This window comes from Cryobacterium sp. TMT3-29-2 (assembly GCF_004564305.1).
Taxonomy (GTDB): Bacteria; Actinomycetota; Actinomycetes; order Actinomycetales; family Microbacteriaceae; genus Cryobacterium; species Cryobacterium sinapicolor.
On sequence record NZ_SOGK01000008.1, the window covers coordinates 1 to 21,996 of the forward strand.

At 67.9% G+C, this 21,996-nt stretch carries 18 protein-coding genes; 10 read left to right on the top strand and 8 right to left on the bottom strand.

The features are described from left to right. The first annotated feature begins 310 nt into the window (after positions 1 to 310). Complete coding sequence (locus E3O67_RS17105; RefSeq protein ID WP_174776772.1) at positions 311 to 1,216, top strand: hypothetical protein; 906 nt, start codon at positions 311 to 313, stop codon at positions 1,214 to 1,216. 182 nt (positions 1,217 to 1,398) lie between these two features. Then, entirely contained in the window at positions 1,399 to 3,354 is a 1,956-nt protein-coding gene (locus E3O67_RS17150) for a DUF2207 domain-containing protein (protein ID WP_135101372.1), read from the top strand. A gap of 44 nt (positions 3,355 to 3,398) precedes the next feature. Here E3O67_RS17150 and E3O67_RS00425 read toward each other — a convergent pair whose 3' ends face one another. Further along, complete coding sequence (locus E3O67_RS00425) at positions 3,399 to 4,409, bottom strand: diacylglycerol kinase family protein (protein WP_135101374.1); 1,011 nt, start codon at positions 4,407 to 4,409, stop codon at positions 3,399 to 3,401. 220 nt (positions 4,410 to 4,629) lie between these two features. Between E3O67_RS00425 and E3O67_RS00430 the strand changes: the two genes are divergently transcribed. The 3 genes from E3O67_RS00430 to E3O67_RS00440 all read left to right on the top strand — a co-directional run bounded on the left by E3O67_RS00430 (position 4,630) and on the right by E3O67_RS00440 (position 7,016). Next, entirely contained in the window at positions 4,630 to 5,190 is a 561-nt protein-coding gene (locus E3O67_RS00430) for a hypothetical protein (protein WP_135101376.1), read from the top strand. Between the two features lie 202 nt (positions 5,191 to 5,392). Beyond that, positions 5,393 to 6,304: an alpha/beta fold hydrolase gene (locus E3O67_RS00435; protein WP_135101378.1), complete on the top strand. Its 912-nt coding sequence runs from the start codon at positions 5,393 to 5,395 to the stop codon at positions 6,302 to 6,304. Between the two features lie 322 nt (positions 6,305 to 6,626). Then, positions 6,627 to 7,016, top strand: a complete 390-nt coding sequence (locus tag E3O67_RS00440) for a hypothetical protein (protein WP_134427760.1) — start codon at positions 6,627 to 6,629, stop codon at positions 7,014 to 7,016. Positions 7,017 to 7,121: 105 nt separating this feature from the next. On the opposite strand, the gene E3O67_RS00445 is transcribed toward E3O67_RS00440, so the two are convergent. After that, positions 7,122 to 7,577, bottom strand: coding sequence for a GyrI-like domain-containing protein (locus E3O67_RS00445; RefSeq protein WP_167726390.1), 456 nt, complete (start codon positions 7,575 to 7,577; stop codon positions 7,122 to 7,124). Between the two features lie 261 nt (positions 7,578 to 7,838). On the opposite strand from E3O67_RS00445, the gene E3O67_RS00450 reads away from it, so the two are divergent. Continuing rightward, the gene (locus E3O67_RS00450) at positions 7,839 to 9,248 is read left to right on the top strand and encodes an FAD-binding oxidoreductase (RefSeq protein ID WP_241981896.1); all 1,410 of its coding nucleotides are present in this window, start codon (positions 7,839 to 7,841) and stop codon (positions 9,246 to 9,248) included. Between the two features lie 12 nt (positions 9,249 to 9,260). Here E3O67_RS00450 and heR read toward each other — a convergent pair whose 3' ends face one another. Further along, a complete protein-coding gene (gene heR, locus E3O67_RS00455) occupies positions 9,261 to 10,061 on the bottom strand; it encodes a heliorhodopsin HeR (protein WP_134427756.1) in 801 nt (266 codons plus the stop codon). A 67-nt stretch (positions 10,062 to 10,128) separates the two neighbouring features. Beyond that, a complete protein-coding gene (locus E3O67_RS00460; protein WP_174776775.1) occupies positions 10,129 to 10,692 on the bottom strand; it encodes an MOSC domain-containing protein in 564 nt (187 codons plus the stop codon). 122 nt (positions 10,693 to 10,814) lie between these two features. Here E3O67_RS00460 and E3O67_RS00465 point away from each other — a divergent pair, with 122 nt between their 5' ends. Beyond that, on the top strand, positions 10,815 to 11,561 hold the full coding sequence (locus E3O67_RS00465; protein WP_134427754.1) for an endonuclease/exonuclease/phosphatase family protein: 747 nt from the start codon (positions 10,815 to 10,817) through the stop codon (positions 11,559 to 11,561). A gap of 163 nt (positions 11,562 to 11,724) precedes the next feature. Here E3O67_RS00465 and E3O67_RS00470 read toward each other — a convergent pair whose 3' ends face one another. Together E3O67_RS00470 and E3O67_RS00475 are read right to left on the bottom strand one after the other, a co-directional pair. After that, positions 11,725 to 11,925 (bottom strand): hypothetical protein, encoded by a 201-nt coding sequence (locus E3O67_RS00470; RefSeq protein ID WP_134427752.1) that lies wholly within the window; start codon positions 11,923 to 11,925, stop codon positions 11,725 to 11,727. A gap of 151 nt (positions 11,926 to 12,076) precedes the next feature. Beyond that, positions 12,077 to 13,054: an NAD(P)H-quinone oxidoreductase gene (locus E3O67_RS00475; protein WP_134427750.1), complete on the bottom strand. Its 978-nt coding sequence runs from the start codon at positions 13,052 to 13,054 to the stop codon at positions 12,077 to 12,079. Positions 13,055 to 13,297: 243 nt separating this feature from the next. On the opposite strand from E3O67_RS00475, the gene E3O67_RS00480 reads away from it, so the two are divergent. After that, positions 13,298 to 18,097 (top strand): NAD-glutamate dehydrogenase, encoded by a 4,800-nt coding sequence (locus tag E3O67_RS00480; protein ID WP_135101382.1) that lies wholly within the window; start codon positions 13,298 to 13,300, stop codon positions 18,095 to 18,097. Between the two features lie 289 nt (positions 18,098 to 18,386). Here the strand turns inward: E3O67_RS00480 and E3O67_RS00485 are convergent, their stop codons facing one another. Both E3O67_RS00485 and E3O67_RS00490 read right to left on the bottom strand, forming a co-directional pair. Beyond that, positions 18,387 to 19,016 carry an MBL fold metallo-hydrolase gene (locus tag E3O67_RS00485; protein WP_135101384.1) on the bottom strand — a complete coding sequence of 210 codons (630 nt, stop codon included), beginning with the start codon at positions 19,014 to 19,016 and terminating at the stop codon, positions 18,387 to 18,389. Beyond that, positions 19,016 to 20,110 carry an S-(hydroxymethyl)mycothiol dehydrogenase gene (locus tag E3O67_RS00490; RefSeq protein ID WP_135101386.1) on the bottom strand — a complete coding sequence of 365 codons (1,095 nt, stop codon included), beginning with the start codon at positions 20,108 to 20,110 and terminating at the stop codon, positions 19,016 to 19,018. The genes E3O67_RS00485 and E3O67_RS00490 overlap by 1 nt, the downstream gene beginning before the upstream one ends. A 903-nt stretch (positions 20,111 to 21,013) precedes the next feature. On the opposite strand from E3O67_RS00490, the gene E3O67_RS00495 reads away from it, so the two are divergent. Together E3O67_RS00495 and E3O67_RS00500 are read left to right on the top strand one after the other, a co-directional pair. Further along, positions 21,014 to 21,685 (top strand): AmiS/UreI family transporter, encoded by a 672-nt coding sequence (locus E3O67_RS00495; RefSeq protein ID WP_134427742.1) that lies wholly within the window; start codon positions 21,014 to 21,016, stop codon positions 21,683 to 21,685. A gap of 18 nt (positions 21,686 to 21,703) precedes the next feature. After that, positions 21,704 to 21,994: an FmdB family zinc ribbon protein gene (locus tag E3O67_RS00500; RefSeq protein WP_134427740.1), complete on the top strand. Its 291-nt coding sequence runs from the start codon at positions 21,704 to 21,706 to the stop codon at positions 21,992 to 21,994. The last annotated feature ends 2 nt before the right edge of the window (positions 21,995 to 21,996 follow it).

The window sequence follows — 21,996 nt, forward strand, 5'->3', positions numbered from 1 at the left end:
CTGCGCCGTTCCGCGCGTGGCACTTCATCAGCGCAGCGGCGCAGCACGCGCCCCGAACCGGCACAGCCCGACCCGGCGCAGCGGCGCAGCACGCGCCCCGACCCGGCGCAGCCCGACCCGGCGCAGCCCGACGCCCCCGGTGTCAATCCCTTGCCGCTCATAACTTTCGCCTGTTATGAGTATTTGTTCAGAAACATGAGGCATATTAGAGGTTTCGTCTGCGCCGCCCTCCGAGAGCGCAGATCCGATGCTCAGTGAGCCGGTGCGCTCACGCGCGCGGGCTTGCGTAACACGGAAGACAACGTCCTCTATGCCCGAGTCACCCGAAGAACTCCGCGCCCGGTTCGCCGCCCAGAACAAGCGAAGCAACAGCGCTCCCAGCAGCAACAGCACCAACAGCACCAAGGTCAAACGCCCGCACCGCATCGCGATTATCGCCGGCAGCGTTCTCGCCATCTCCGGCCTCGCGGTCGGCGCCGGCTTCGCGGGTCAGTCCGCAGCCGCCACCTCGGCTCGAGTCTCGGCCACACAAGAACTCGCCGACAGCACCGGCCTGCACCGCGAACAGCTCGGCGCCTACGACGCGGTTGCCAAGGCGCACATCGACAACACCGCGTCCATCACCCTGAACGAAGCCAACCAGGTCATCGTCGCCACCCAGGACAAGGTGGACGCCTCCAGCCTCACCGCGGTCGCCAGCTCGCTCGCCAGCTACGAGATTCTTCCGATCGACGAGGTCACCTCGCTGACCGCGAAAACCAAGGCCGAGACCGCCGCCGTCACCGCCGCGTCGATCGAAGCCGACCGGGTCGCCGCCGAGGCTGCAGCCGTGGCCGCAGCACAGGCTGCCGCTCAGGCCGCCGCCGCCGAGGCCGCCCGGGCACAGTCGGTGGCCGCCGGCAACACCCCCGCCGGCGCGCGCGCCACCGCTCAGGCCATGGCCGCGTCCCAGTACGGCTGGGGCGCCGACCAGTTCTCCTGCCTGAACCAGCTGTGGCAGAAGGAATCCGAGTGGCAGTACGACGCCGTAAACTCCAACGGCGGTGCCACCGGCATCCCGCAGGCGTTGCCCGGCAACAAAATGGCGACCGCCGGCAGCGATTGGGCCACCAACGCGACCACGCAGATCGCGTGGGGCCTCGGCTACATCAAGGCCTCCTCCTACGGCACCCCGTGCGCCGCCTGGTCGCACTCGCAGGCCAACAACTGGTACTGAAGCCCTGAATCCCAGCACGTTCGCAACACCCCGGTGAGACGACACGATTGAGGGGTGCGACGGCAGTCGCACCCCTCAAAGTCGCCGGTTCGCGGGCAACAGAGCACCCCGGCCCGGGGCTGCACTAGCCTTCTGAGAACGGGTGTTGTGGGGACAGCCGGCCGAAACAGGGGAGCCGCAGCATGCACCGGAACGCACCGACCAGACATCCGTTGCGGCGATTCGTGCAGGGTGTCGCGGCGCTCGCCGTGACGGCGGCGCTGGCGCTCGGGATGCCCCTGGCCGCCTCCGCGGACACCGGCGACTTCACGTTCACCTCGTTCGAAGCCGACTACTACCTCTCCCGGGACGATGCCGGCCACTCCACCCTGCGCACGGTCGAGACGTTCGTGGCGCAGTTCCCGAACTTCGACCAGAACCGCGGCATGGTTCGCGTGCTCCCGACCGACTACGACGGGGTGCCGTTGAACACCACTGTCGAATCGGTCACCGACGCCAGTGGCGCACCCGTCTTCTTCGAGATCATCGATCAGGGCGGCAGCATCGAGCTGCCCCTCGGCACCGACGACTTCGTGCGCGGCACGCAGACGTACACGATCACATACACCCAGCAGAACGTGGTGCGCGCGTTCGCCGACACCGACGACGACGAGCTCTACTGGGACACGAACGGCACCGGCTTCGACCAGCCGTTCGGCTCGGTCACCGCGCGCGTGCACGTCGACCCGAGCGTCGCCGAGTTCCTCACCGGCGACGCCGCCTGCTACGTCGGAGCCCAGGGCGAGACCACCGGATGCGGGATCACCCAGACCACGGATGCCGCTGTCACCGGAACCACAGGCCAGCTGTTCTCCTCCTCCGTGCGAGATCTCGGCCCGCGGCAGAACCTGACCGTGGCCATCGGCTTCGCGCCCGGAACCTTCGTGCAGGTGCCGGCCTCGGACAGCTCCGGTGCGGGCGAAGCGGACACCGGCGGGGGAGGCACTGCGACCGGGCTGCTGTTCCTGGTGTCGGCGGTCGGCTTCCTCGGGGTCGTGCTCGCCTTCATCCGTCGCCGGTTCGGCCAGCGCGACGCCCGCGGACGGGGCACCATCATCGCCCAGTACAGCGTGCCGGAGGGGTACAACCTGATGGAGGCGGGCGACCTCGCGAACCGGTCGAAGTCGGCCATCGCCGCCCAGCTCGTGAGTCTGGCGGTGCGCGGCAAGGTGCGCATCCTCGACTACCCGGTCAGCGCAGGCGCGGGCGACTACACACTGCAATTGTTGACCGCGGAGGGCGTGGACGCCCAGGAGCGAAAGTTGCTGAAGACACTGTTCCCCCGCCTGACGAACGGCACGACGCGGCAACTCGGGGTCACGGACAGCACGCTCGCCGCTGAACTGAGCAATCTCCGCGCCGACGCAACGGCGTCGGTCACCGCCCGCGGCTGGCGGGCCAAGGTGACCCGCCGCGGCGGCCGGTGGATCGCCATCGGTATGGCCGCCGTGCTGCTTCCTGCTCTGGCCCTGCTCGCTGCGGTGGCGCTGATCAACGGTTCCCCGGCGTTCGGCGAGGTGATGACGGTCGCCGTCATCGCCACGCTCTTCCTGGCATTTGCCCTCTACCTGGCCCAGGGCACGGTGCACCTCACCGACTCCGGCGCCGAGCAGCGCGACTACCTCAAGGGCATGAGGGTCTATCTGGAGCTCGCCGAAGCGGATCGCTTCCGCATGCTGCAGAGCCCCGACGGCGCCCCACGGGTCGCCGTGCCCACCGTGCCGGGTGTCGCATCGGGCGCGGTGCCGGGCCCGGTGACGGATGCCGCCGGCGCACCGGACACCGTCGAACTGGTCAAGCTCTACGAGAAGCTGCTCCCCTTCGCGGTGCTCTGGGGCGTCGAACGGGAGTGGGCGAAGGAGCTCGTCGTGCTCTACGAGCACGGGGCACCGGAGCCGGACTGGCTCGTCTCGCAGGCCGGTTTCTCCGCGTACGGTTTCGGCAATGCCATGAACGGCCTGGTCGCCTCGGTCCTCACCTCCGCGACTCCGCCCGCCAGCTCCGGGGGCGGCATCGGCGGCGGCAGCTTCTCCGGCGGGTCCGGCGGAGGCGGGTTCTCCGGCGGTGGTGGTGGCGGAGGCGGTGGCGGCGGCCGCTGACAGCCGTCGCTGAACGGGGGCCGGGGCGCCCCGCCTGGCGCCGACTACTCGTCGTCGGTCGGCACGCGCAGGGTGAGGCTGCCGGCATCCATCCAGGTCTTGAGCGCGACGGCGGTGCCGAACCCGTCGCCGTCGAGTTCGATCTCCTCGGAGCCGTGCAGCCGCAGCACGAGTTCCGTGCCGGTGGCGTAATTGAGTGCGTCGACATCGCCGGTGCGCAGTTTGCGCCCGAACTTCGTGCGGCTGAGCACGCCGTTCTCCCAGATCACCTTCGACACGATCTGCACCCAGCCGCCGAGGCCCTCGGGCTTCAGCACGACCACGTCGAAGGCGCCGTCGTCGAGGGCCGCGTCGGGAATCAGCTCGATACTTGCCGGCAGCGACCCGCAGTTTCCGATCATGATGGTGTGCGCCCGCAGCGACTTCTCGGGCTGGCCGTTGAGCCGGTACCGGAAGCGCAGCTCGCTGTCGTCCTTGCCGACGGCGATCAGGGCCTTCACGTAGGCCAGCCAGCCGGCCTTCGCCTTGAGGGCGTCGTCGGTGTTCGCGAGCATCTTGGCGTCGAGGCCGAGACCGGCCATCACCAGATAGGCGTGCCGGTCGACCGAGCGGTCCGCTCGCTCGATGTCGATCATGCACACGTCGATGACCTTGTCCTGGCCGGCGAACGCGATGTGCAGCGCCTGCCGGGTGTCGTCGAGGGGCAGCTGCAGGTTGCGGGCGAGCAGGTTGCCGGTGCCCGACGGCAGCAGCGCGAGAGCGCAGTCCGTGCCGTGCACGGCCTCCGCCACGGCGCGCACGGTGCCGTCGCCGCCGGCCACGATGATCAGGGTGGCCCCGGCCGCGATCGCCTTCCGGGCCGGCCCCTGCCCCGGATCCTCTGCCGACGTCTCGAACCACAGGGTCTCCGGCCAGCCGGCGGCCGTCTGCTCGGCCTCGACGGAGTCCCGGAGATCGTCGATGTCGACCTTCACGGGGTTGTAGACGATGGCAGCGAGCTTGGGGGTGGTCGCGTCGCCGGTCACGTCGTCTCGGTTCAGGTCGGTGCTCGTCATGTGGGTCCGTTCGATGGTGGAAGCGGGTGCCTTCCGGCACTGGGATATCTCAATCAGGTCTCTCTCCATAAGACGGATGCCGCCACCCTTTCGTCACGCGGCTCCACCGTCGGCACCAGAGGGGGCAGGTCTTCACAGGCGCGGACCCTCTCCTTATGCTGACAGCATCCGGCTAGAAATTCATATTCCACTCACTCGCTCCAGGTGGGGGAGGCTCTTGATGACCCCCGCATATATGCCGAAACCACCGGCCGGCCCGTGGCCGACGGTCAACTATCTTGCTCGGTCCACTGCCCGCTCCGGGTCGCTGCTCGCCCGGCGTCGCGTGCACCTGCCCCGTCACAACGTAGGGTGCCGCCTGCCCTTCACCGACGGCACCGCGGCGGTCGTCTTCCGCGAGACCGTCGTCGACCGCGATCCGACCCGCCGCCCGGCCGTGGTCCTGGTGCGGTTCACACTGTTGCTCGTGCGGGGCCGCGGCCATGCCCTGTTCCGGGCCGAGAGCATCCTGAACACGCCACTGTTCGTCGGTTTCCCCGGCTACGTGTCGACACTGTGGCTCGGCAACGACGAGAAGGGCTTCTACCGCGGCATCTCCGAGTGGGACGGTCCGCTGCGCGCGGAGAACTATGCTCGCATCCTCCGGCGGGTTCTGGAACCGTTCACCGTGCCCGGTTCGATCCAGTACCGGGTGCTGCCGGGCATCCGGCGGGATGATTTCCTGGCCAACCCCGTGTTGGCGACGGCTGCCGGAGCGCCCGCCTCCACGTGCACCGCCTGACCGACCGTCCCGGAACCGGCGTGCTGATCGTGCGTCCCGCGTTCGGCTTGTCCGTCTCGAGTCCGGCGCCCGGGCTCTGGACGTCGGCCGAATCCGCCGGGACGCTTCCGAGGGTCCCGGGGCGCGGGTACTGTCACCAACGGTTCTTGCGGAGCCGGCTGATGACATCCGGAACAGTCCATGAAACGAAAGGGTCGATTCGATGCCCCTCACGACACAGCAACAGAATGTCTCCGACGCTCGTGCCATGGCGCGGCGCACAGGCACCCTCCTCGGCGGGATGCCCTACTTGAGGTTCGGCACGGGCCCGCCGCTGGTGGCCATCCCTGGCCTGGCCCAGAACTACGAACCGACGGTCGGCTTCGAGCGCATGATCGTTGCCCAGACACTGACGCCGGTCGCGAACCGGCACCGCGTGCTCAGGCTGACCCCGCACCCGGGCCTCGACCCGAATTCCACCATGGCCGACATCGCCCGCGACTACGCCGACGCCCTGCGCCTGGAGTTTCCGGGGCCCGTCGACGTGATGGGCACCTCGACCGGTGGGAGCATCGCCCTGCAGCTCGCCGCCGACCACCCGGATGTGGTGCAGCGGCTCATCGTGGTCTGCGCGGCGCACGCCCTGGGGCCCATCGGCAAGAAGGTGCAGCGGCGTGTCGCCGAAGAGGTCCTCGCCGGGCGCCCGCGTCAGGCCGGCCGTGAGATGTTCAGTGCTCTCGGCGACAAGCCGCGGAGTCGGCTGGCTGCGGGCATGGGCTGGGTGATGGGAGGAACGATGTTCGGCGATGCCAGCCCCGACCTGATCACCACCATTCGCGCCGAGAGCGCCTTCGACCTGAGCGACCGGCTCGACGAGATCGAAGCTCCCACCCTGGTGATCGGCGGAGACCAGGACGCCTTCTACAGCACCGAACTGTTCCGCGAGGCGGCGGCGCGCATCCCCAACGGCCGCCTGATCCTCTACCCCGGCAAGGGGCACATGTCCGTGATCTCCGACCCGCGCCTGATGCTGGACGTGCTCGACTTCCTCGACGGGCCCGGCGCGACCGGCCGCGCAACCGGAGCGCACTCGCCGAGTGCGCGCTCCGTGGGTAAGCGTCCCTCGCAGCAGTAGCAGTGGCAGTGGCAGTGGCAGTGGCAGTGGCAGTGGCAGTGGCAGTGGCAGTGGCAGTGGCAGTGGCAGTGGCAGTAGCCGTAGCCGTGGCAGTAGCCGTGCCGTAGCAGAATCCCCTCGGTCGTTCCTGACCCGGAACGTCGGTGAGACGACGACCCTGCTGGGTGGCAGCATCCGTCAACCCCTCGGAGTTGTCGTCTCGCCGACCGTGCCCGGCACGCAGTGGCGTCGCTCGCCCCGGACGCCGATCCAGTGTCGGTGGCCGCAGCTAGCGTTCTTCATATCTACTCACAGACACTCGTGCCGAGATTTGGAGAAGACGATGAAGGCTTTTGTGGCGACCATGGCGACCCAGGGCTCGCACCCGCGGGATTTCACGGACTGCATCCCGGGGGAACTCGTGTGGATGCTCGATCCGTGTCCGACCAGCGCGGCCAACCCCGACGGCAGGTGCGCGTGCGGGCGCTCGTTCTCGGGGTTCAACTCCGACGGCAGCACGACGACCGCGGTCGTGCGGGAGATCCCGGGCTTCACCCGGGACGACTACGAGGTGGCGCTGCGGGCCAGCTTCGCGGCGCTGGCATGGTGCTCCTGCCGTACCCGGCGATCGGTGCCGGCGGCCGTCGACGAGTTGATGCGACTGGCTGCGGCCTGGGCGGACGGCACCGTCGTCAGCCGCCGACTCGACGTGATCACCGCCCGCCGCCGCTGATGCCGGCGGTTCGGTCCTCCCGGCACCCGATCAACTCAGTGCTGATCAACCCAGTGCTGATTAACTCAGTGGGGCTCAACTCAATGCGGCTCAACTCAATGCGGCTCAACTCAGTGGGAACACGATCCTGGTCTGCCACTTGGCCGGGTCCGGCTCGGTGTCGGGGCCGACCACGTACTCCTCCCATATGTCGGGTGCAAGATCGAGGTTCTGCGCCGAGATCCAATCGGTGAGCTCGGCATAGGTCTCGGTGAGGGTGTCGTACGGCCCGGTGTGGATGGCTTCTATCGCCGGGCCGCCCGGCAGCGTTTCAATCACCACGCCGGGCGCCGGGGTGACCGGCTGAGTCACGGGGAACCCCGCGGTCACGTCGACGACGTCGGAGGGAGCGCCGTGGTAGATCGCGATCGGTGGGCCGGCCGGGTGGGCACCCTGCTTGCCGATCTCGGTGGCGGCGGTGCCGAAGGCCCGCCCCATAAATTCGGTCAATTCGTCCCACCGGTGCGTCTCGTGCACGCCCACCAGGGTGCGCGGTTCGCGTTCGATTCGCTCGGCTTTCATTGGGTGCTCCTTGCCTGCCGACGCCATCGCGATTGCGATTGCGATTGCGATTGACAACGGATGCCGGCCGGCGGAGGCCGACGGCGACCAATGTAGTCCCCGGCTTCGGCCCCCAAAAGGCCCTGATGCGGCCCGCGCAGGGAGCGGCTTTTCGTTGACAGGTGCAGCGGCCGGGCGTAATTTTGAAAGTCTGGTAGGAGCCTGGTGCATATCGTTTTCCACAGGAGGCCCTGGCCAGAAGTGGTCGCATAGGAGGCCCTCGTGCCTGACAACATGATTTCCCAGTTGGTGGCCCACGTTCAGGGGCGGGTGATCACCCCCGAGGACAGGGAATACCAGATCGCGCGCCTCGTGTACAACGGCATGGTCGACAAGAGGCCTGCCGTCATCGTGCGCGTGGCCGGCACCGACGACGTCGTCGCCGTCGTGAGAATCGCGCAGGAATTCGGCGTGGATCTCGCCATCCGCGGTGGCGGCCACAGCGCGGCGGGATTCGGCACCTGTGACCGCGGGATCGTCATCGATTTCGCCGACCGCGACCGGGTCAGAGTGAACCCGGTGACCGCCCGTGCGCGCGCGGAGGGCGGTGTGCACTGGGCGGGATTCAACCAGGCGACACATTCCTTCGGCTTGGCCACCACCGGCGGCCTCGTCGGCACGGAAGGAATCGCCGGACTGACCCTGGGCGGAGGAGTCGGCTATCTCGCAAGGGCCTACGGCTTGACCTGTGACAACCTCCTGTCAGCGGAGGTCGTGATCGCAGACGGAACTGTGCACACCGCCAGCGCGACGGAGAATGAAGACCTGTTCTGGGCATTGCGGGGCGGCGGCGGCAATTTCGGCGTCGTCACATCGTTTGAATACCAGCTGCATCCGGTGGATATGGTGCACGCCGGCGTCATCTTCTACTCCATCGCCGACGCTCGCACGGTCGCGGAGTTCTACCGGGAGCACCTGGCGAGTGCCCCGGAAGAGTTCAGCGCCTTTCTCGGTTTCCATCTGTGCCCGACGGCGTCCTACCTGCCCACCGACTGGCACGGCAAACCGGTGTGCGTCGTCGCGGGGGTCTGGCTCGGAAACCCGGCCGAGGGGGAGGCCCGCTGGCAGCCCTACCTGGACGTCGCACCCGTCGTCGGCGCCATGGTTCAGCGCATGCCCTACCCCGAGGTCAACACGATTTTCGGCGAGGGGCTGCGCTCGGGCCTGCACGCGTACTGGAAGGCCAACTTCCTGTCCGAGCTCAGTGACGGCGCCATCACCGCGTATTTGGACTTCGGCCGGATGGTGCCAACGCTGCAGACATCCGTGCACATCTATCCCATTGACGGTGCGGTGCAACGCGTCGGCGCGGAGGAGACGGCGTTTGCCTACCGGCACGCGAAGTTCTCCCCGGGGATTGCGTGCATGTGGGACGACCCCGCCGACAGTCCGGCGAACATCAAGTGGGTGCGTGACTTCTGGACCGCACTGCGGCCCTTCTCCGAACCCGGTGGGTATATCAATTTCATGGATTCGGACGACCAGGTGCGGATCGAGGACAATTTCCGGTCCAACTACGACCGGCTGGCAACCATCAAGACGAAGTTCGACCCGGAGAATCTCTTCCACCTCAACCACAACATCAAGCCGGTCGCACCGAAATTCAGCACCTTCCACGCGGCCGTCAGCTGAGTGCCGCAGTTTTCAGGTGAGCGCGGGGATGATCGCTCCGGAGAACACCTGCCAGGCCAGCGCGGTCTTGGCGACCAGGCTCAGCGTGATGTAGGCGCGCTCGCCGCGGAGGTAGTCCCGCCAACCGCCGACCTGACGGTACTGGAGCACCTGGTTGACGGCAAACGTGTTGAAGAACAGGAAGAGGGAGATGATGATGCCGTAGACGAAGGCCGGCGGTTCGGCCTCGCTGGTCGAGCCGGGGCCGATGAAGTAGATCAGGATGACGACCCACGGCACCACGCCCACCATCGAGCCGAAGATGAAGGGCAGGAACTTGCCGTTGCCGGGCGTCTCGTACTTCTCCTGCAACGCCCCGAACATGATCATGGCGGCGTTGGCGGCGAAGATCGAGAACAGGGCCGCGATGTCCGTGATGCCGGTGATCTGGGCTATCAGCCAGATCATGATCGAGGAGCTCAGGGAGTATTCGACCCAGCGGAAGTAGTTCCGGTTGGCGATGAGTCCGGCCTTGTAGCGCGGGAAGAATGCCGGCGACGAGATCAGGAAGTGGAAGAGAGCCGACAGCGCCAGGAATGAGACGACGCCGATACCCACGTTGACGTCGAACAGGGTCACGCGTTCGGGCGGCAGCGGCACCCCGGGAGGACCGGACAGGTAGTCTGCGGTGACCGCGAAGGTCACCTGCGTGCTGAGAAGGGTGAGCACGTATGCGAAGCCGAGGGCCTGCACCAGGTGCAGCGAGCCGGCCACGATGTTGTAGACGCGGAGGCGGGAGATCTTCTGATCGGGGGTGTAGGTCGTTCGTGCCATCGTGACTCCTTCTCTGGTGCGGGTGAGGCCGAGACTAGCAGGGTGACCGACCGCCGTCCGGGAGGCGTCAGACCACGCCGAGCGGCAACTGCTCCCCGGCCGGCAGCTGCACCCGAATCGGGTCGCCGGGGGCGACCGTCCCCCCGGTGACGACGATTCCCATGATCCCGGCCTTGCGGATCACCTGACCCGCATCATCCGTGTCGATCAGCGTTTTCATCAGCCCTTTCTGAAACCCGTTGATCAGGGAGCAGGGGTTGCGCATCCCGGTGATCTCCACGACGGCATCGGGGCCGAGCCGCAGCCGGGCACCCAGCGGAAGGCCGAACAGGTCCAGCCCGCGGGTGGTGATGTTCTCACCCAACTCGCCGGGGGAGACCTCGAAGCCGGCCTCGCGCAGCTCGTCGAAGAGTTCGGCGGCCATGAAGTGAACCTGGGTGAGGTTCGCCCGGGTCGGATCCTTCACCACCAGGTAGCGGTGCTGGGTCGTGGCGCCGGCATGGGCGTCGCCCTCGATCCCCAAGCCGGCGATCATCCGGATCTCCGGAACCGTCGGCTTGCTGAACGCGTGCCGGTCGTCCCGGCAGACCGACTCCACCGTGGCCGGCTCAGTTGCTCGCGCATCATGCATCATGGCCTGAATTCTCGCACGCGCGCCGCCGAGAATTCACCCGGACGATATAGCTTTTGTTCGTCGAAAACGTAGGCTGGGTGGGTGTTCATCGAGTCGAGTCGAGTCGAAAAAGGTCAGTCGTGAAAGTCATCAGCTATAACCTCCGCAAGAATCGTGCCAGTGGAGAACTCATCGCCCTGTCCGAGAACTACGATCCGGATGTGCTGTGCCTGCAGGAGTGCGACACCTTCGGGCTCCCCGAGGAGATCGGTCGCATGCACCTCGCCGACTCCACCGTGCGCAACCGTCTCGGCCTGGCGATCTACTACCGCAAGGACCGGTTCACCAACGAGAAGACCCAGACCTTCGCTCTCAAGAAGTCACTGCACGACCGCGTGCTGACACCCGCGCATGAGCGCCTGATCGGCACCCGGCTCACCGACATCGTCGCCCACCGCGAACTCGTCGTCGCGTCGTTCCACGCCGCGCCGCTCACCGCGCTGAACTCCCTGCGACGCAACCAGATCCGCACCGCGCACGAAGAGCTGCACCAGCTCGGACCGGGCCTGCCGACCCTGATGGTGGGCGACTACAACTACCCGGTTTTCAAGGGCCGTCTCGGCGACCACATCACCCAGTCCGGCTACGACCTCACCCTCAGCGACACCCGCACCTACACGCGCTACAAGTTCTTCCGTGGGCACTTCGACCTGGCCACGTCCATCGGACTGACCATCGACAGTGTCGAGACGCTGCCGCTCGGCACCTCCGACCACCTGCCTATCCTGGTCACGTCCACCTACAGCGACGAGCCGGTCAACGCCACGGGTGTCCCGGCCAGCCTCGCCGAAACCGAACGGTCCCCGGGCGGCGAATTCGCGATCTAGGAGCGTGAGGCCGGGTCCGAGGCCGATGCCGATGCCGGGCCGGGGCCCGAGGCCCTGCGGCAACTCGTCCCGAACGAATTCGACGGAGATTTTGCTCAGAACTGCGTGTTGAGGCTCGAAAACAAGGCGGTGAGCCAAAATCTCCGTCGAATTGGTTCCGGTGCTACTGAGTGTCGCCGCGGGTCCAGAGCAGGTGCGCGCGCACCGACAGGGATCCGCCGATCAGCAGAGCCACGCCGGCCATCCAGAGCAGGGCGGTCAGGAACACGTTGGCCGTCACCGCGTTGAGGATGATCAGGGCCACACCCAGGGCGCTGAAACTGAACCCGGCAACGGCGCAGGTGGTGAACGACCAGTTCTTCATCCGGGTGGTTCCAATCGGGTGGGAATTCGACAGCCGTGAGGGCGTGAGCACTCACGGTAGCAGGGCGCGTGGGGTGCCCGCCGTGCCCGGCGTCGGTTCAGCCTGCCGGTGGTTGAGCCTGTCGAAACCCGGCCGGCTCAACTCCCACGGTTCAGGGCACCAGCAGGATCTTGCCCACGTGAACGGATGCCTCCAGCCGGCGATGGGACGCCGCGGCCTCCTCGAACGGGAACGTGCTGTCGATCACCGGGCGGAAGCGGCCGGATTCCAGCCAGGGCCAGACATCCGTTCGCAGTGCCTGCATGATCGCGGCCTTCTGCTCGAACGGGCGGGCGCGGAGGGTGGTGCCCCAATACCGGCCGCGCTTCTGCATGAGGTGGAACGGATTGAAGTCGGCGTTTTCGCCGCTCTGGTTGGCGATCACCATGATGCGGCCGTCTACCGCGAGGGCCGCCACATTGCGGGCCGCGTAGGAGCCGCCGATGATGTCGAGGATCACATCGGCGCCGTGCCCCTCGGTGGCGGCCTGGATCTCCGCCGGAAAGTCCTGCCGGCGGTAGTTGATCAGGATCTCCGCGCCCAGGCTGCGGCACACCTCGAGCTTTTCGGCGGAGCCGGCGGTCACGGCGACCCGGGCGCCGGCCAGCACGCCCAGCTGAACGGCGGTGGTGCCGATACCGCTGGCCCCGCCGTGCACGAGCAGCGTCTCCCCGGCGGCCAGGCCCGCGCTCAGGAACACGTTCGACCAGACCGTGGCCAGGGCCTCGGGCAGCCCAGCCGCCTCGATGAGATCGACGGAACCCGGAACCGGCAGCGCCAGATTCTCGTGCACCACGGCCTCCGTGGCATAGCCTCCGCCCGCGAGCAGGGCGCACACCCGGTCGCCGACCTGGAACTGCCGGGCGTCGGCACCGATCTCGATCACCACGCCGGAGACCTCGAGCCCGGGCCATTCGGGTGCGCCGGCCGGCGACGGGTAGCTGCCCTGGCGCTGCGCGACATCCGCCCGGTTCACGCCCGCGGCGGCCACCCGAATCCGGATGTCCCGGGGCCCCACGGGCAGGTCGCTCACCGTCGTGAGGCTGAGCGTTTCGGGGCCGCCGGGGGAGTTCACGAGGATTGCGCGCATCCGCCCATCCTACGATCGCCGACCGTGCCTGTTCCGGTCGAGAGTGACCGGCGCAACGGGCGCTGCCGACCGGAAAGGTGACTCTCGCACGCGCCGATTCCGGGACCCGCCGCCGGGCGGGTGGCGGATCACCGGAACAAAACTACGATGGGAGGGGGGTTCCACGTTCGCGGCGGAGTGCCCCACGGCTCGACGGTGACCGCAACGACGCGGGCACCAGCTATCTGATGGAGGCTTTTCTCAATGACGTTTGAGTCCACCCGTGCGAATCTAATCCCGCTCGATCGCACGCTCGACGCTTTCATCCTCGACTACTACGAACATCTCGCCGGCGAAGACCGCCAGCACTACGACGGCGATCTCCTCCGTGCCCGCGCCGTACATCACTGGCAGGTCGCCCGTGACCGCATGCCAGGCACCGCCCGGGTCGAGATCCGGAACGAGTCCGACGGCAGCGTCGTCTACATCGTCATGGACGACATGCCGTTCCTGGTGGACTCCGTCACCGCCGAGCTTGTGCGCCAGCACGCCGCCATCCGACTGGTGGTCCACCCGCTGCTGGTCGTGGCTCGCAACCGCGACACCCACGAGCTCCTGAGCGCGGCCCGAGTGTCGGGCTCCGCCGCGAAGGACGACGCCTCCCAGCGGGAGTCCTGGATCGCCATCGAGATCGACCGCGTCACCGACGAGGCCCAGGCCCGGATCCGCGACGGCCTGCTCACGGTGCTCAGTGATGTGCGCGCCGCCGTGGAAGACTGGCCGGCGATGACCCGCAAGGCCCAGGAGATCGCCGACGCCCTCGGCGAGGTGGCCCACGCCGAGGGGATCGAGGACATCCGGCAGGCGCAGGAGCTGCTGCGCTGGCTCGACGGCGACAACTTCACCTTCCTCGGCTACCGCGAGTACGACCTGGAGACCGTCGACGGTGAAGACGTGCTCGCCATCCGCGAACGCAGCGGCCTGGGGCTGCTGCGTTCCGAGATCGACGGCCACCAGATCCAGCACCTCACGGATGCCGGCCGCCAGAAGGCGCGCGAACGCGCCGCCCTGGTGATCACCAAGGCGAATTCCCGGTCCAGCGTTCACCGTCCGGCCTACTTCGACTACATCGGCATCAAGAGCTTCGACGCCGACGGCAAGGTCACCGGGGAGCGCCGATTCATCGGCCTGTTCGCCGCCACGGCCTACACCAGCTCCGTGCGCGACGTTCCGATTCTGCGCGACAAGGTCGACGCCGTGATGACCCAGGCCGGTTTCCCGGCCGGATCGCACAGCGGCAAGGACCTGATGGGGATCATGGAGACCTACCCGCGCGACGAGCTGTTCCAGATCGACGTGCCCACCCTGCTGACCACCGCGCTCGCCATCCAACGCCTGCAGGAACGGCGCCGCACCCGGCTCTTCCTGCGACCGGATGTCTACGGCCGCTTCATGACCGCCATGGTCTACCTGCCTCGTGACCGTTACACGACCGCCGTGCGTCTGCGCATCGAGGAGGAGCTGCGGGTCACCTTCAACGCGGAGTCCGTCGACTTCGAAGCCCGCATGACGGAATCCGCCCTCGCCCGGCTGTTCTTCCGCATCCGTCTGCAGAAGGATGCCCCGGCCGTCTCCGTCGACGCCACCGCACTGGAACGCCGCTTGGTGATGGCGGTGCGCTCCTGGTCCGAGGGCCTCAGCGAGCAGCTGCGGGAGAGCCGCCCGCTGGAGGAGGCCGAGCGCCTGTCCGACCTGTGGGCCGAGGCGTTCCCCGCCAGCTACCGGGTCGACTACGAGATCGAAGACGCCCTGCAGGACATCGGCCGGTTCGAGGCGTCGGCCGACGCCGCCGCGGCGGCCGTCCGCTCCGGCTCGGGCACGGCCATCCCCGGCCTCTACGTCTACCTCCCGGCCGGCGCCGGGGAGCTCGCGGAAGAGGATGCCCGGGTCAAGCTCTACATGACGGAGCCCAAGAGCCTCAGCCAGATCCTGCCGTACCTGCAGAACCTCGGCATCGAGGTGCTCGACGAGGTGCCCTTCGAAATCGAGACCGCCGACGGCCGCGCCTTCTACCTCTACGACCTCGGCCTGAACTACCCCGAAGGCGTGGACCCGGTCAGCACCGGCGCGCTCCTGGCCGACTCCTTCGGCGCCGCCGTCAGCGGGGCCATCGAGTCGGACGGCCTCGACCGCCTCGTGCTGCGGGAGGGCATGCCCTGGCACCGGGTCGTCATCCTGCGCAGCTACGCCAAGTACCTGCGCCAGGCCGGAAACACCAACTCCTACGGCTTCATCGCCGACACCCTGCTGGCCAATCCGGCCGTCACCCGAGGGCTGGTGGCGCTCTTCGAGGCCCGGTTCGATCCGGACCAGGCCGAGCCGGAGCGCATCCGTCGCACCCTGCAGGTCAAGGAGGAGCTCACGGCCGCCATGGAACAGGTCACCACGCTCGACGCCGACCGGGTGCTGCGCACCCTGATCAACCTGATCGAGTCGTCGCTGCGCACGAACTTCTTCCAGGGCAAGCCCTACCTGAGCATCAAGCTCGACCCGACCTCGATCGAACTGCTGCCGTTCCCGCGGCCGAAGTACGAGATCTGGGTGTACTCCCCGCAGGTGGAGGGCGTGCACCTCCGCTTCGGCAAGGTGGCCCGCGGTGGGCTGCGCTGGTCGGACCGGCGGGAGGACTTCCGCACGGAGGTGCTCGGCCTGGTGAAGGCGCAGACGGTCAAGAACGCGGTGATCGTGCCGACCGGCGCCAAGGGCGGGTTCTTCGCCAAGCAGCTGCCCGACCCGGCGCTGGACCGCGCGGCGTGGATGAGCGAGGGCATCGCAAGCTACAAGACCTTCATCCGGGGGCTGCTCGACCTCACCGACAACCTGGTGACCACGGCGGAGGGAGAGCAGCTCGTGCCGCCCCTCCGCGTGGTGCGGCACGACGACGACGACTCTTACCTCGTCGTCGCCGCCGACAAGGGCACGGCCACCTTCTCCGACATCGCCAACGGGCTCGCCGCCGAGTACGGGTTCTGGATGGGCGACGCGTTCGCCTCCGGCGGCTCGATCGGCTACGACCACAAGGCCATGGGCATCACCGCCCGTGGCGCGTGGGAGTCGGTCAAGCGCCACTTCAGCGAACTGGGCGTCGACACGCAGTCCGAGGACTTCACGGTCGTCGGTGTGGGCGACATGTCCGGCGACGTCTTCGGCAACGGCATGCTGCTGTCCGAGCACATCCGTCTGCTGGCGGCCTTCGACCACCGGCACATCTTTTTGGACCCGAATCCGGATGCCGCCCGCTCCTTCCAGGAGCGAGCGCGCCTCTTCGCCCTGCCGCGGTCGTCGTGGGCGGACTACGACACCGGCCTGATCAGCACCGGCGGTGGAGTCTTCCCGCGCCAGGCGAAGGTCGTGCCGATCTCCGCCGAGGTGCGCGTCGCGCTCGGGCTGCCGGAGGGCACCGTGCGGCTGAGCCCGCCGGAACTGCTCCGCGCCATCCTGACCGCCCCGGCCGACCTGCTCTACAACGGCGGCATCGGCACCTATGTGAAGGCGAGCACCGAGACGGCCGCGCAGGTCGGCGACAAGGCGAACGACGCCATCCGGGTGGACGGCAGGGATCTGCGCGTCAAGGTCGTCGGCGAGGGCGGCAACCTCGGGATGACCCAGCTCGGGCGCATCGAGGCGGCCCTCACTGGCGTGATCCTGAACACCGACGCGATCGACAACTCCGCCGGGGTGGACTGCTCCGACCACGAGGTCAACATCAAGATCTTCGTCGACCGAATGGTGTCCGCCGGCAAGCTGGCCGAATCGGAGCGGTCGGAGTTCCTCGCCTCCATGTCCGACGAGGTGGCGCGGCTGGTGCTGGAAGACAACGTCGACCAGAACATCCTGCTGCTGAACGACCGGGCGAAGGTGACCACCTGGAGCCCCAGCTACGAGCGGCTGATGGACTGGCAGGAGGCCTCGGGCGACCTCAAGCGCGAGCTGGAGGCGCTGCCCACCACGGCGACGCTGCGGGAACGGCTCGAGACGGGCCAGGGGTTGACCTCGCCCGAGCTGTCGGTGCTGGCCGCCTACGCCAAGATCGAACTGGCGACCACTCTGCGGGACAGCGACCTGCCCGACGACCCCTGGTTCGGCCGAACCCTGCGCCGGTACTTCCCGGTGCAGCTGTCCGAGCGCTTCGACGCCGAGCTCGACACGCATCCGCTGCGCCGCGAGATCATCGCCACCGTCGTCGCGAACGACATGATCAACCTCGGCGGGGTGACCTTCGCGTTCCGGGCGATGGAGGAGACCTCGGCGAACCAGGCCACGGTCGCCAAGGCCTTCGTGGCCCTGCGCGAGATCTTCGAGATCGATGTGCTCGTCGCCGAGGTCAACGCCCTGCCGTCGTCGTTCCCGACCGAGCACTGGACGGCGATCCACCTGGACATCCGTCGGCTGCTCGACCGGTCGGTGCGCTGGCAGGTCAACCAGGGAGCGTCGCGCCCGGTGGGCGAGGTCGTCGCCCAGTACAAGCCGCAGATGGACCTGATGCGCGCCCACCTGGAGGACTACCTCAAGGGCGGCGACCTCAAGCGTGTGCTGTCGCTGCTGGAGACGGCCCGGAAGTGGGGCGTGCCGGAGAACCTCGGCCGCCGGTGGGCCGAACTGTTCGAGGCCTTCGCCCTGCTCGACGTGGCGCAGATCGCGGCCCAGGTCGACGAACCGCTGACCGACGTCGCCGGCCTCTACTACACGGTCTACGACCGGTTCAAAGTGGACAACCTGCTGGAGCGCATCACGGTGCTGCCGCGGAAGGACCGCTGGCAGGCCCTGGCCCGGGCCGCCCTCCGCGACGACCTCTATGCGGTCGTCGCCGACATGACGCGGGCGGTGCTGAACGAGACGGATGCCGGCAACGCCGACGAGCGCGTCGGTGCCTGGGAGGCCCTCAACGCGGAACAGCTGGGACGCGCCCGCAGCGTGTTCGAGGAGGTCAACGCCCTCGGTCAGGACGACATGGCGTCCCTCTCCGTGGTCGTGCGGCTGCTGCGCTCGATCGTGCGCCGCTGACCTGCCGGGGCAGGGCATCCGTCCCTGCTGTCCTGTCCCTGCTGTCCTGTCCTGACTGTCCTGTCCCTGCTGTCCTGCGCTGGTTCTCCTGCGCTGGCAGTGTGTGGCTAATTCAGGAGAACGGCGGGCCTGATGTGAGTTGGCCGGCATCGGCCGCGGAATCACGGGGTCGATGCCGACCGTGCGCCGGGATCTCCTGAATTAGCCACAATTCGTGCTGCCAACAGCCGGTTCTGACCGAAGTGGCGACGCCCGACGGATGTCCCGGGAGGCCGTCCGGGGTCACGTCCTAGTGGCCGCGGGCGATCCACTCGTCCAGGTGCCCGGCCTCGGCGCCGATCGTCGTCGACTCGCCGTGGCCGGTGAGCACTACGGTGCTCGCCGGGAGCATCAGGAGTTTGCCCTTGATCGACGCGAGGATCGTCGGGAAGTCGCTGAACGACCGGCCGGTCGCGCCGGGGCCGCCGTGAAACAGGGTGTCGCCGCTGAAGACCGTGCCGAGCGCGGGTGCATGGAAGCAGACGGCGCCGGGGGAGTGCCCCGGGGTGTGCAGAACCTCGAGATCGATGCCGGCCACGTGGATGTGCTGGCCGTTTTCGAGCGGACGGCTCGGTGGGGCATCCGGGTAGACGCGGTCCCACAGCATCATGTCGTCCGGGTGCAGGTAGGTCGGCGCGGTGTGCGCGGCCTGCACGCCGGCGACGGCGCCGATGTGGTCGTCGTGAGCGTGCGTGCAGAGGATGCCCACCAGCTTGCGGTCGCCGACCGCCGCGAGGATGGCGCCGACATCGTGGGCGGCGTCGATCACGACGCACTCGTCGTCGTCACCGACGATCCAGACGTTGTTGTCCACGTCCCAGGTGCCGCCGTCGAGGCTGAAGCTGCCCGAGGTGACGAGATGTTCGATCCGCGCCGTCATCAGAGCACGACCACGGAGCGCAGCACGTCGCCGCGGGCCATCTTCGCAAAGGCCTCCTCGATGTGGCCGATGCCGATGCGTTCGCTGACGAACTCGTCCAACGGCAGGCGGCCCTGCAGGTAGAGGTCGGTCAGCATCGGGAAGTCGCGCTCCGGCAGGCAGTCGCCGTACCAGGACGACTTCAGCGAGCCGCCGCGGCCGAAGACGTCGAGCAGCGGGATCTCCAGCATCATCTCGGGGGTCGGCACGCCCACCAGCACGACGGTGCCGGCCAGGTCGCGGGCGTAGAAGGCCTGTCGCCAAGTCTCGGGACGCCCGACGGCGTCAATCACGACATCCGCACCGAAGCCACCGGTCAGCGCCTGCACGGCCGCGACCACGCCCTCCTCGTCGAGGCCGGCCGAGTCGATCGTGTGCGTGGCGCCGAGCGTCTCTGCGGTTGCGAGCTTCTTCTCGTCGCGGTCGATTGCGATGACGACGGATGCCCCGGCGAGCCGGGCCCCGACGATCGCCGCGTTGCCCACGCCGCCGCATCCGATCACGGCGACCGAGTCGCCGCGGGTGACGTTGCCCGTGTTCATGGCGGCCCCGATGCCGGCCATGATGCCGCAGCCGAGCAGTCCGACGACCGCGGGGTCGGCGGCCGGGTCGACCCTGGTGCACTGCTTCTCGTGCACGAGGGTCTTCTCGGCGAAGGCGCCGATGCCGAGGGCCGGGCTGAGCTCGGTTCCGTCGGTGAGGGCCATCTTCTGGGTGGCGTTGAAGGTGTTGAAGCAGTACCAGGGCTCGGCACGCGTGCAGGCGCGGCAGTCGCCGCAGACGGCGCGCCAGTTCAGAACGACGAAGTCGCCGACGGCGACGTGGGTGACGCCCGCGCCGATGACGCTGACCCGGCCCGCCGCCTCGTGGCCGAGTAGGAACGGGAATTCGTCGTTGATGCCGCCCTCGCGGTAGTGCACGTCGGTGTGGCAGACGCCGCAGGTCTCGATGTCGACGATGACCTCGCCGGGAAGCGGATCGGGGATGACGATGTCGACGAGCTCCACCGGTGCGCCCTTCGATCGAGCGATGACGCCTTGAACGGTGATCGACATGGGACTCCTCTGGGTTGATGCCCGGTCAGGCGCTGGTGGAACCCATCCACAGTACCCAACCTCCCTGCCCCTGCTGCCCCGGCCCCTGTCCCGCAGTCTGTCCGGCCCTCTCCGGCCCTCTGTCCGGCCTTCTCCCGCAGTCTGTCCGGCCTTCTCCCGCCGTCGTCCCGCCGTCTGTCCCGCCCTCTCCCGCCCTCTCCCGCCGTCGTCCCGCCCTCTCCCGCCGTCGTCCCGCCGTCTGTCCCGCCGTCTCCCGCCGTCTGTCCCGCCGTCTCCCGCCGTCTGTCCGGCCTTCTCCCGCCGTCTCTCCCGCCCTCTCCCGCCCTCTCCCGCCGTCGTCCCGCCGTCTCCCGTCCCGGTCCGGCCGCTCGAACCAATTCGACGGAGATTTTGCCTGAGATGGCCGGTTACGGCCAGAAACAGTCCTCAGGGACCAAAATCTCCGTCGAATTCGTTCGGGCCGGGGGAGCCGTGCCCACCGGCCAGGGTCGGCCTGCGCCCGCTGGGAGCAGGCGCGGAGAAACGCGATCGGTTACGCGAATTCCTCGCAGCGATCGCACCACCAGCCGCCGCCGACCGGTGCCATCGAGTCGTAGCAGGTAGCGCAGGTGGGTGTCGGAAGAAGACTGTCGTCGTTCATTCGGAGCTTCATGTCGATTCTGAAGACGAGTTCCCCAGCCCAGAGAAGGGCATTCGCAGCCTCAATTGTAGGCAGACTCCGGCCAGATGTCTAGGAATATTGGCATATCGGAGTTCGAACTGTTGGGCGTCGGCAACGGATGCGTCCGCCTCCGTTGACACCCCCGGAGGCCGGGTCTACCGTGGCCGGTGTTCGAGCGCGTTCTCCGCCAACTGAGTGGTTGTGCAATCTGTTGCGGCTGCTCCTGAACTGGGAGTTTTCTGATGGGCGCAGTGGGTTTGCTGTACGTGGGGGCCGTTCTCTTCATCAACGGCCTGATGCTGGTGGGGGCGATTCCGGGCAAGTCGGCCGGAATCCTCAACTTCTTCGTCGGCGGGATGCAGGTCATCTTCCCGACGCTGATCATCCTGGGGGCCGACGGTGACCAGGCCACCATCTTCGGGGCGGCGGGCCTCTACCTGTTCGGCTTCACCTACCTCTATGTGGCGATTCTGCAGTTCACGGGCATCAGCGGGGAGGGCCTCGGCTGGTTCTCGCTGTTCGTGGTCTTCTGTGCCACGGTCATCGGCATTCTTCAGTTCACCCTGGTGGACGACCCCGTCTTCGGTGTCATCTGGCTCATCTGGGCGGTGCTGTGGTTCCTCTTCTTCCTCGTGCTGGGCCTCGGCAAGGAATCCCTGACCCGCACGACCGGCTGGTTCACCATCTTCATCAGCCACATGACCGGAACGATCCCCGCGTTCCTGCTGCTGCTGGGCGAATACGAGACCACCACCGGCTACGCGCTGATCGTGGCGCTCGCCGCCGCGCTGTCCCTGGGGGTGGCATGGGTGCTCGGGCACGGCGCCGACCCCCCGAAGACCTCGACCGCACCCGCGGCGTCGATCGCACCCGCGGCGTCGACCGCACCCGCGACGTCGACCAGGCCCGCCTGAGAAGGGAACGCAGACTCCATGCCCATCTACGAGTTCCGCTGCGCGGGCTGCCCGGACTTCGAGCTGATCCTTCCGATGGGCACGGCCCCGGTTGTCACGGCCTGCCCGACCTGCCAGGGTGACGCCCGGCGGCGCATCACCGCCCCGAATATCTCCCGAACGGGCTCGTCGGCGTTCCAGCTGATCGACGCGGCCACTCGCAGTGCGCATGAGCCGACCGTCGTCGATTCGACGAAGCCCGGGGTGCGCACGGGCAAAACCCAGCGCTACACGTCCAACCCGCTCCATCAGAAACTGCCGCGGCCCTAGCA

Coding starts and splice junctions, on each gene's coding strand:
- E3O67_RS17105 (WP_174776772.1), top strand. CDS start 311: ATGCCCGAGTCACCCGAAGAACTCCGCGCCCGGTTCGCCGCCCAGAAC.
- E3O67_RS00470 (WP_134427752.1), bottom strand. CDS start 11,925: ATGAAGAACTGGTCGTTCACCACCTGCGCCGTTGCCGGGTTCAGTTTC.
- E3O67_RS00480 (WP_135101382.1), top strand. CDS start 13,298: ATGACGTTTGAGTCCACCCGTGCGAATCTAATCCCGCTCGATCGCACG.
- E3O67_RS00445 (WP_167726390.1), bottom strand. CDS start 7,577: ATGAAAGCCGAGCGAATCGAACGCGAACCGCGCACCCTGGTGGGCGTG.
- E3O67_RS00425 (WP_135101374.1), bottom strand. CDS start 4,409: ATGACGAGCACCGACCTGAACCGAGACGACGTGACCGGCGACGCGACC.
- E3O67_RS00440 (WP_134427760.1), top strand. CDS start 6,627: ATGAAGGCTTTTGTGGCGACCATGGCGACCCAGGGCTCGCACCCGCGG.
- E3O67_RS00475 (WP_134427750.1), bottom strand. CDS start 13,054: ATGCGCGCAATCCTCGTGAACTCCCCCGGCGGCCCCGAAACGCTCAGC.
- E3O67_RS00495 (WP_134427742.1), top strand. CDS start 21,014: ATGGGCGCAGTGGGTTTGCTGTACGTGGGGGCCGTTCTCTTCATCAAC.
- E3O67_RS00500 (WP_134427740.1), top strand. CDS start 21,704: ATGCCCATCTACGAGTTCCGCTGCGCGGGCTGCCCGGACTTCGAGCTG.
- E3O67_RS00490 (WP_135101386.1), bottom strand. CDS start 20,110: ATGTCGATCACCGTTCAAGGCGTCATCGCTCGATCGAAGGGCGCACCG.
- E3O67_RS17150 (WP_135101372.1), top strand. CDS start 1,399: ATGCACCGGAACGCACCGACCAGACATCCGTTGCGGCGATTCGTGCAG.
- E3O67_RS00435 (WP_135101378.1), top strand. CDS start 5,393: ATGCCCCTCACGACACAGCAACAGAATGTCTCCGACGCTCGTGCCATG.
- heR (WP_134427756.1), bottom strand. CDS start 10,061: ATGGCACGAACGACCTACACCCCCGATCAGAAGATCTCCCGCCTCCGC.
- E3O67_RS00430 (WP_135101376.1), top strand. CDS start 4,630: ATGACCCCCGCATATATGCCGAAACCACCGGCCGGCCCGTGGCCGACG.
- E3O67_RS00485 (WP_135101384.1), bottom strand. CDS start 19,016: ATGACGGCGCGGATCGAACATCTCGTCACCTCGGGCAGCTTCAGCCTC.
- E3O67_RS00460 (WP_174776775.1), bottom strand. CDS start 10,692: ATGCATGATGCGCGAGCAACTGAGCCGGCCACGGTGGAGTCGGTCTGC.